Genomic DNA, 9,040 nt, shown 5'->3' on the forward strand with positions numbered 1-9,040 from the left:
CGGCGTGATTATCGGCGGGCGGAATTCCGGGCGGGCGTTTTCGCACTGGGTGGCTTGGCGGGTGTTTTTGCTGCGGGTGACCGGACCGGTGATTTTGCCGCCGGTGATTTGACGGAGGGGACCCTCGCGGGTGCCTTTGCCGCAGACTTGGCGGCCGGCCGCGCAGCCGCCGGACGTGCGGTGGTTCCCCGCGCCGTCGTGCGCGACGCCGCCGGCCGCGGGCTTGCGGTCCTGGCCCCCGCGCCCCGTGAAACCGGCGCCGGACGGCGCCGTGGGGCCTGGCCGGGGGCGCGCCGGCCGCGGCTCCTGCCGGGCAGGGCGGTGCCGGCGAACAACAGCAGCAAGGTGACGGCTCCGGCGGCGCCGGCCAGATAGAAATACAAATCCGGGTGCGCGGAATCGACGCGTGTGGACAGGGCATTGGGGTCCGGGTTGAAGGCGAGGCCCCACTGGCGCAGGAAAGCGATTCCGAACGCGATGAAGAGGATGCTGCCGGCCCCGCTCGCCACGAGGGTCTTGTGCCGGCGCCGGATCACGACCTCGGCCACGCAGGCCACATAGGCCGCCGCCGACGCACCGAGGAACCACACGAACACGGTCTCGTTCAGGGTGATCCCGGTCAGGACCAGGAGGGCCCCGGCGGCGAGGAACGCTCCGATGGCGATCTTCCCGCTGATACCCATGTGACGCATGTGAATAATCATGCCTGAGCGGGCGGCTGCTTCACGACGTAGCCGCGCATGGAGGCCATAATTGCGGCCACACTCTGCTCGCGGGTCCGCTCCGGGTTGTAGGCGTGGCGGTCCAGTCCCACCACGAAACAGGCGCCGAAGATGGCCGTTTCGAGGCTTCCCCGGGACACTCCGGGGTCCACGGGATAGACGGCGGCGACTCCGTCGATGGCAGAGCCGATCACCGCGAGCAGGCGTCCGCGGAGCTCGGCGAAGGTGTCCTGCCATTCGCTGGGGGTCCGCCAGTTCTCGCTGACCCAGAGCCGGGCGAAGGACGGGTACTCGGCCATGAAGTCCATGGCCTGGCCGATCATCTCCTCCATGGCGGCGAGGGGATCGGCGGAGTCGTCCCGGACGCTCAGGAGCCGCGCCATGAGGATGTCCACACCGTGGCGCAGCAGCTGGGCAATGAGGTCCGATTTGCTGCCGAAGTTGTAATACACCGTGCCCTTGGACACCCCGGCGGCCGTTGCGATCTCGTCGACGGTCACGCCCGCCGCACCCCGTTCGCCGATCAGTTCCATGGACGCTTCGAACAGCTTCTGCTTTGTGGCGTTGGTGCGGCCGGGACGGAGCTTCTTCTCCGTATCCCCGGGGCCCGCCGTGCTGCCGCCGCGTGGGCTGTTGGTCATACGGCGATCTCCGGTTTCAGCGTCTTGAGGGTCCAGTACTTGTTCTTGCGGACGGCCGCGGTTGACATGGCCAGTCCCAGCAAAGTGTAGCCAACCAGACCGAGCATGGTGGGCAGGATGATCGCGAGGTCGGCCCCGTAAATCAGGTGCCGCATGCCGCTGACCACGTAGCCCATGGGCAGGATCTGGTGCACGACGTGTAAGGGCTCCGGCGTGGTCTGCCAAGGGAACGTGCCGCCGGAGGACACCAGCTGCAGCACCAGCAGGATGAGCACCACGAGCTTGCCGGGCGAGCCCAGCAGCGCCACGACGCCCTGGATGATGGCGCTAAACGCCATCGCGGCCGCCAGCATGAGGAACCACATCAGTACCGGATGGGCGGGGTCCAGTCCGAGCCCCACATCCACCACGAGGGTCAGCAGGCTTGCCTGGACGGCGGACACCGCCAGGAACGGAAGCCAGCCGCCCGCAGCGATTTTCCAGGCGGGCGCGTTGGAGGCCAGCGCGCGCTGGGTGACCGGGCGCATGGCCTGGACCAGCATGAAGACGCCGATCCACAGGGCCAGCGTAAGGAAGAACGGCGCCAGCCCGGCGCCGTAGGACCCGGCCTTGGCCTGCGAGACCTTGCTGACCGCGACGGGGTCGGCCATGACCTTGGAAAGGCTGTCCTTCTGGGCGTCGTCCGGGTTGGGTACCTTGCCCGCGCCCTGGGCGAGTTCCCCGGCGAGGGTTCCCGCGCCGTCGGAAGCAGTGGCCGCGCCGGTCTCCAGCTGGGCGGCGCCGTCGTCGAGTTTCTGGGCTCCCTGCACGAGCTTGCCGGCGCCGTCCATGGCATTCTGCTGGCCGGCGGCGAGGGTGGCGGAACCGCTGGCGAGCTGGTCCGCCCCGGCGGAGGCCTTGGCGACGGCGTCGCTGAGGGCGGGCGCCGCACCGGCCAGCTGCGAGGCGCCGGCGCTGACGGCGGCGGAACCGTCGGCGAGTTTCTGGACCTGGGTGGCGGCAGTCTGCAGTTTCGCGGCGGAAGCGGCAGCAGCCGGCGACGGCGCGGCCGGCGCGGGGGTGGCGTCGACGTCGGCCACGACCGCGTCGGCCTGCTCCTGGGTGAGGACTCCGGCGGCGACCAAGTGGCCGGTCGATGCCACCACCCGGCTCCGCTGGCCCTGCGCGGCGGCCTGTTGCGCGGCCTGGTTGGCGGCGGCGAGCTGGCCGGGGATGGACTGCATCGCGGTATTGAGCGCGGCGTTGCCGGCAGCCACCTGGGCGGCGCCGTCAGCCAGCTGCTGTGCGTTGGCGGGCAGGGCTGCCGTCTTGTCCTTGAGCTGGGTGAGGCCGCCGCTGAGCTGGGCCGCCCCGGCGCTCAGCGACGTGGCGCCGTCCCGGAGCTTGACTTCGCCGTTGTAGAGCTCGGAGGCACCGCTCTTGAGCTCGCCGGTGCCTTGGTGCAGGCTCACCGTGCCGTCATGGAGCCGGGCGACGCCGTCGGCCAGTCGCCCTGCGCCATCGGAGGCCTTGAGCATCTGCGTATGGATGGTGCCGAACCCGGTCAGGAGCTGATTGGCGGTCTCCTCGCCCACCTCCTTGGCGACCGTCGTGTGCACGGCCGTGGTGAGTTTGTCCACGATGGTGCTCAGGAGGTAGTTGTTGGCGTCGTTGGTGGTGACATTGAGCATGGCCTGGTTGGCGGCGTCGAAGCTGCCCGGAGAGGCCAGGTTCGCGGAAAAGTCCTTCGGGATCTTCAGGGCAAACGCGTAGGTGCCGTTGCTGACGCCCTGGTCGGCTTCCTCCGTGCTGCCGACCGTCTTCCAGTTGAAGACGTGGTCGTCCACAAGGCTCTCGGCCACCTTCCGGCCTGCCTCCAGCCGGGTGCCGTCGGCGGACGCGGCGCCGGAGTCCTCGACCACCAGGGCCGCATCGATCTGGTTCAGCTTGCCGTACGGATCCCAGTTCGCGTAAAGGTACACGGCGCCGTAGAGCAGCGGGACCAGGGCCAGGGCCAGGATGGTCAGCTTGGGCAGCAGACCGCCGGTCATTCGTTTGAGCTCGGAGCGGGCCAGCCGCAGCACAGTCACTTTGCGTCCTCGGTTTCGGGTAGGAAGGTTTCAGCGGGGCGGGTTTCGTCGGGCTCGGGGACTGCGTTGCCGATCACGGCGGCGGGCCCGGTCCAGCCGTCCGGAATGCGGGTGACGGTAGCGACGACGGCGAGCGGCCGCCCGGCGTCGTGCGCCAGTTCCATCAGCCGCGGCAGCCAGTCGGAGGCGTCGCCGCTGTGCCGGTCGGGGGAGTCCATCACGAGCAAGCCCGTGTCCGGATTGGCGAGGGCGAGCGCCGTGAGCAGTTCGACCCGCCGGCCGGCCGGCAGCTGCTCGGCCCAGAGCCCGGCGATGTCCTCGAAGTTCTTGAGCTTCAGCCACGGGGTGCTGCGCAGGGCGCCGCGGTGGCGGCGCGGGATCAGGGACAGGTCCTCTGTGACGAGGTCGCGGACGCTCAGGTGCTGCTCGGGCTCGTTGACGCCGGGGGAGTCGACCACGTTGCTGGCCTGCCGGAGCGCCTTGATCCGGCCGCTGCCGTCCCAGCCGATGTTCCCCGAGGAGGGCCTCATGCGTCCGGTCAGGGCCAGGGCGAGGGCCGTCCTCTGGTCCTGGCGGGGGCCTTCGACGAGCAGGAGTTCACCGCGCGCGGCCTCCAGCGAGGTCGGCGGCAGCAGGTCATCCCGCCGGCCGGTCACGGAGAGTTGTTGTACGCAGAGCAAAGCTTGCCTTTCGCAGAAACGGTGTCTGCTCCAAGGCTAACTAAACTGACCGGTCAGTTCAAATAAGATGCCGGTGATGTGATGAACGAGACGCGCCGGCAGGTTCAGAGGCCGTAGGCCTCCAGCAGGCGGAGCCAGACCTCGCTGATCGTCGGATAGGAGGGCACGGCATGCCACAGCCGGTCCAGCGGCACTTCCCCCACGATCGCGATGGTGGCCGCGTGCAGGAGTTCGGCAACATCCGGGCCGGCGAACGTGGCGCCCAGCAGCACCTTGCGGTCCTCATCGATGACCAGCTGCGCCCACCCTTCGTAGTTTTCGGCGTGCAGGGAGGAACCGGAAACCTGGATGGGAAGCTCCACGGTGGAGGCCCGGAAGCCGTCCTTCCCGGCCTGCGCCTTGGTCCGGCCGACGTTCGCCAGTTCCGGGTCGGTGAACACCACGTTGGGCACCGCGTGGTCATAGGCCGTCTGGGCAAAGCCGGTCCACGGTGCCGGCTCGCCGGTGAGCTTACCCTTGGCACGGGCGGCAATGGCGTCGCCGGTGGCCCGGGCGCCGTATTTGCCCTGGTGCGTCAGCATGGCCCGTCCGGCGGCGTCGCCTGCCGCGTACAGCCACGGGCTGCCGGACACCTCGTTTTCCGCGGCGCGGTGGACTAGGCCGGTGGAATCGGTGGTGAGCCGCAGCGGGCCGCCCTCCGGCGCGGAAATCCCGACGCTGTCCAGGCCGATCCCCTCGAGGGCAGGGTGCCGGCCGGTGGTGACCAGCAGTTTGTCGGCCGTGAGGCTCGCGCCCGCGGCTGCCCCTGCGCTGGCGCCGGTACCGCCCCCGGACCCGCCGTCGAGCACGAGCGTGAGGGAACCGTCGTCGTTCTCACTGACGCTGCGTGTACCCGTATGGAGGCGGAGGTCGACGCCGTCGGCGCGCAGTCCGGCAGCGACCAGTTCGGCGGCCGGCTCCGGGAAGGCGCCCAGGAGGGCGCCGCGGGCAACGAGCGTCACGGCCGCGCCAAGGCGGGCGTAGGCCTGGGCCAGTTCGACGCCGGCCACCCCGCCGCCGAGCACGGCGAGCCGCTCGGGAACTTCGCGGGCGGACGTCGCCTCCCTCGTGGTCCAGTATTCGATGTCCTGGAGTCCCTCGACCGGGGGCTGGTTGGGGGTGGATCCCGTCGCAACCACCACAGCGTGCCGGGCCGTGAGCGCGTAGCTGTTGCCGTCCAGCCCGGCCACCTCCACCTGCCGCGGGGCGGTGATCCAGCCGTGGCCGCGGATTAGATCTATCCCGGTGTCTTCCACCCATTTGACCTGGCCGTCGTCCTGCCAGTTCGAGGTGAAGTAGTCCCGGCGCTTAAGGACGGCGGCAACATCGAGGGTTCGGGTGACGGCCTCCAGGGCGCCGGGGACGGTCTGCGCGCCGTGCAGCGCGGTGCCCGGCCGCAGAAGCGCCTTCGACGGCATGCACGCCCAGTAGGAACACTCGCCGCCCACCAGTTCAGCCTCGATCAGGACCGCCGTCAGGCCGCCGCGGACCACGCGGTCCGCGACATTTTCCCCGACCGCGCCCGCGCCGATCACAATGACATCGAATTCCCGCTCGAGCCGTAACGTCATGGCACCAGCCTACGCCGGGGCCGTGACGCGCTCGGGGCGGGTGCTGGGGCAGGCGCTTCGTGCACCGTCGCGGCCGGGGCCCGGCGTAATGTGCCGGGAAAAGCCCTTTGCAGGACCGGGGACCATCGATACTGTTGGGACCATACTTGGGGGAGGAGGCGGCCATGGCCGCAGGAAATATCACAGCAGGCAAGACCATACCGATGGCGCGGTTCAGTGCGCAGGCCCGGCTCCGGGCGCTTCAGGCGGACATCCTGGAGCTGATCCTCGAACGCGATCTTGTCGCCGGGGACCCGCTGCCCACGGAGAGCGAGCTAACCGCCGCTCTCGGCGTCGGCCGCAATACGCTGCGGGAATCGCTGAAGGCGCTCCAGGCGGTGGGAGTCATTGAGATCCGGCACGGCTTCGGCATGTTCGTGGCCCCGAGCAATTTCGAGGCACTGACCGACGGCCTCACTTTCCGTGCGCGGTTGTCGCTGCGCCACCACGGCGAAGAAGCGATGCAGCTCGTCGATGTCCGGCAGGCGCTCGAATCCGGCCTGGTCGGTGCCGCCATGGACAAGATCACGCCCGAACAGCTGGCCGCGGTGGAGGAATCGGTGGAGCGCATGGAAGCCTCGGCCGCTGCCGGGGAGCCCTTCATCGAAGCCGACGCGGAGTTCCACCGCCGGCTGTTCGAGCCGCTGAACAACGAGCTCCTGATCAGTCTCATGGACGTTTTCTGGAAGGTGTACCGCCGGATCCACCTCGAGGTCGGCAGCCTGTATGCGGTGGACCTTCATGAAACCGCCGCGCTGCACAGGGAGATCTACGAGGCTGTTGCCTCGGCGGATAAAGTCCTCGCTGCCGAGCGGCTCAACAGCCATTTCGATGGAATCCGCAGCATCATCGCCCAGACAACGGCCTGATCGCCTGAGCGCCTGATTCGCCGTCAACCGGCGTCGACCCGCGTCGATTGCTCCGTAGCTGCCCTTTGGCCCGCCAGAAGGGCAGCTACGGAGCAATCGACGGTCAGCGGACTGCGGGCCGAGGCTTAAAACAGAAGATCCGCCCCGGCGAACCGGGGCGGATCTTCTTCTGTGCGCCCAAAGGGATTCGAACCCCTGACCTTCTGTTCCGTAGACAGACGCTCTATCCAGCTGAGCTATGGGCGCATTCTCGGCTCTTGGAGAACTTCTCGCTCCCCGAACCTCGAATTACTTTACGCGAGCCCGGGCCCAGTTACAAATCGAAACGGGTGTAACTTGGGCAACTAGACCGGTCTACGTGACCTTAGTCACAAAAAGTGCTACTGTTCACCGGTAAATTCCTTGGATTTCCGCGGGTTTTGATTCGCGCAGCCCTGGTCATCCCATGTCCGAGCCCAAAATCGGCACCGTGGCGAGCCCTAGCATTTAGGACACACCACTGAACCCGAGGAAGGGAACCGTAATGGGAGATCTGGCGCGACTGCCGTTGCTTGAAAAGGCACCCACCACACATGCCGGTCTGCTGGCATGGGTTGAAGAGGTGGCTGAACTGACTCAGCCGGACCGGATCTACTGGGTTGACGGCTCGGAAGAGGAAAACACCCGGCTGACCGATGAGCTCGTTGCTGCGGGCACCCTGACCCGGCTGAACGAGAACCTGTTCCCCAAGTCCTTCGCGGCCTTCTCCGACCCGGCCGACGTGGCACGCGTCGAAGAGCAGACCTTCATCTGCTCCGAGAACAAGCGCGATGCAGGGTTCACCAACAACTGGATGGCGCCGGCGGAGATGAAGGAGAAGCTGCGCGGCCTGTTCGCCGGCTCCATGCGCGGCCGTACCATGTACGTCATCCCGTTCGTGATGGGCCACCTGGACGCAGAGGACCCCAAGTTCGGCGTGGAGATCACGGACAGCGCCTACGTTGTCGCCTCCATGCGCATCATGGCGACCATCGGCACCGAGGTCCTGGACAAGATCACCGCCACGAACGCGTTCTTCGTCCCCGCCCTGCACTCCCTGGGCGCACCGCTGGCCCCGGGGCAGGCCGACGTCGCATGGCCCTGCAACCCGGACAAGTGGATCGTGCACTTCCCGGAGGAGCGCTCCATCTGGTCCTTCGGCTCCGGCTACGGTGGCAACGCCCTGCTCGGCAAGAAGTGCTACGCCCTGCGCATCGCCTCGGTAATGGCCCGTGACGAAGGCTGGCTGGCCGAGCACATGCTCATCCTCAAGCTGACCTCGCCGGAAAAGAAGAACTACTACGTCTCCGCCGCCTTCCCCTCCGCCTGCGGCAAGACCAACCTCGCCCTGCTGGATCCGACCATCGAGGGCTGGGAAGTCGAGACCCTCGGCGACGACATCACCTGGATGCGGATCGGCAAGGAAGGCGAACTGCGCGCCACCAACCCGGAGGCGGGCCTGTTCGGCGTCGCCCCCGGCACCGGCTGGGGCACCAACCCGAACGCCATGCGCGCCATCGCCAAGGGCCACAGCATCTTCACCAACGTGGCCCTCACGGACGACGGCGGCGTGTGGTGGGAAGGCATGACCGACGAGGTCCCGGCGCACCTGACCGACTGGCAGGGCAACTCCTGGACGCCTGATTCGGACAAGCCCGCGGCCCACCCGAACTCGCGCTTCTGCACCCCGATCTCCCAGATCGACATGCTGGCCGAGGAGTACTACAGCCCCGACGGCGTGGAGCTTTCCGCCATCCTCTTCGGCGGCCGCCGCAAGACCACGGTTCCCCTGGTGACCGAGGCCCGCAGCTGGACCAACGGCATCTTCATGGGCTCCACCCTGTCCTCCGAGACCACGGCCGCGGCCGCGGGCCAGGTGGGCGTGCTCCGCCGGGATCCCATGGCCATGCTGCCCTTCATCGGCTACGACGCCGGCGACTACCTGAAGCACTGGATCAGCGTTTCGTCCAAGGCCAACCCGGCACGGCTGCCCAAGATCTTCCTGGTCAACTGGTTCCGCCGCACGGCCGACGGTGACTTCGCGTGGCCCGGGTTCGGCGACAACGCGCGTGTCCTCAAGTGGGCCATCGAGCGGATCGAGGGCAAGGCCGACGCCGTCGAGACGCCCATCGGCTTCGTGCCGGCCGGCCACGCGCTGGACCTCACCGGCCTGGACCTGACCCACGCCCACGTTGAAGACGCCGTCCGCGTCGACCCGCAGGAGTGGGCCACCGAGCTGGCCTCGATTGAAGAGTGGTACGCCAAGTTCGGCGACTCCCTGCCCGAGGCCCTGCGTACCGAGCTGGAAGGCCTGAAGGCTCGCATGGCAGCCCAGCAGTAACAAGTACCGGTCAACGAACGGCGGCCCCGCACCTTGCGAAAGGTGCGGGGC

7 protein-coding genes and 1 tRNA gene are annotated in these 9,040 nt (G+C 68.2%); 2 read left to right on the forward strand and 6 right to left on the reverse strand.

What is annotated here, in order from left to right:
- Positions 1-8: 8 nt before the first annotated feature.
- The 5 genes from ABD243_RS05515 to ABD243_RS05535 all read right to left on the reverse strand — a co-directional run bounded on the left by ABD243_RS05515 (position 9) and on the right by ABD243_RS05535 (position 5,722).
- Positions 9-683, reverse strand: a complete 675-nt coding sequence (locus tag ABD243_RS05515) for a hypothetical protein (protein ID WP_344362984.1) — start codon at positions 681-683, stop codon at positions 9-11.
- A 17-nt stretch (positions 684-700) separates the two neighbouring features.
- Positions 701-1,363 carry a TetR/AcrR family transcriptional regulator gene (locus tag ABD243_RS05520; protein ID WP_344362986.1) on the reverse strand — a complete coding sequence of 221 codons (663 nt, stop codon included), beginning with the start codon at positions 1,361-1,363 and terminating at the stop codon, positions 701-703.
- The gene (locus tag ABD243_RS05525) at positions 1,360-3,432 is read right to left on the reverse strand and encodes a YhgE/Pip family protein (protein WP_344362989.1); all 2,073 of its coding nucleotides are present in this window, start codon (positions 3,430-3,432) and stop codon (positions 1,360-1,362) included. The genes ABD243_RS05520 and ABD243_RS05525 overlap by 4 nt, the downstream gene beginning before the upstream one ends.
- Entirely contained in the window at positions 3,429-4,112 is a 684-nt protein-coding gene (locus ABD243_RS05530; protein WP_344362991.1) for a heme ABC exporter ATP-binding protein CcmA, read from the reverse strand. Before ABD243_RS05530 ends, ABD243_RS05525 begins: the two co-directional genes overlap by 4 nt.
- 104 nt (positions 4,113-4,216) lie before the next feature.
- Positions 4,217-5,722: a dihydrolipoyl dehydrogenase family protein gene (locus tag ABD243_RS05535; RefSeq protein ID WP_344362992.1), complete on the reverse strand. Its 1,506-nt coding sequence runs from the start codon at positions 5,720-5,722 to the stop codon at positions 4,217-4,219.
- A gap of 164 nt (positions 5,723-5,886) precedes the next feature.
- Here ABD243_RS05535 and ABD243_RS05540 point away from each other — a divergent pair, with 164 nt between their 5' ends.
- Positions 5,887-6,630, forward strand: coding sequence for a FadR/GntR family transcriptional regulator (locus ABD243_RS05540; protein ID WP_344362994.1), 744 nt, complete (start codon positions 5,887-5,889; stop codon positions 6,628-6,630).
- A gap of 172 nt (positions 6,631-6,802) precedes the next feature.
- On the opposite strand, the gene ABD243_RS05545 is transcribed toward ABD243_RS05540, so the two are convergent.
- Positions 6,803-6,876, reverse strand: a tRNA-Arg gene (locus tag ABD243_RS05545).
- Between the two features lie 277 nt (positions 6,877-7,153).
- On the opposite strand from ABD243_RS05545, the gene ABD243_RS05550 reads away from it, so the two are divergent.
- Positions 7,154-8,989: a phosphoenolpyruvate carboxykinase (GTP) gene (locus ABD243_RS05550; RefSeq protein ID WP_091255910.1), complete on the forward strand. Its 1,836-nt coding sequence runs from the start codon at positions 7,154-7,156 to the stop codon at positions 8,987-8,989.
- The last annotated feature ends 51 nt before the right edge of the window (positions 8,990-9,040 follow it).

Source organism: Arthrobacter humicola (assembly GCF_039531445.1).
GTDB lineage: Bacteria > Actinomycetota > Actinomycetes > Actinomycetales > Micrococcaceae > Arthrobacter > Arthrobacter humicola.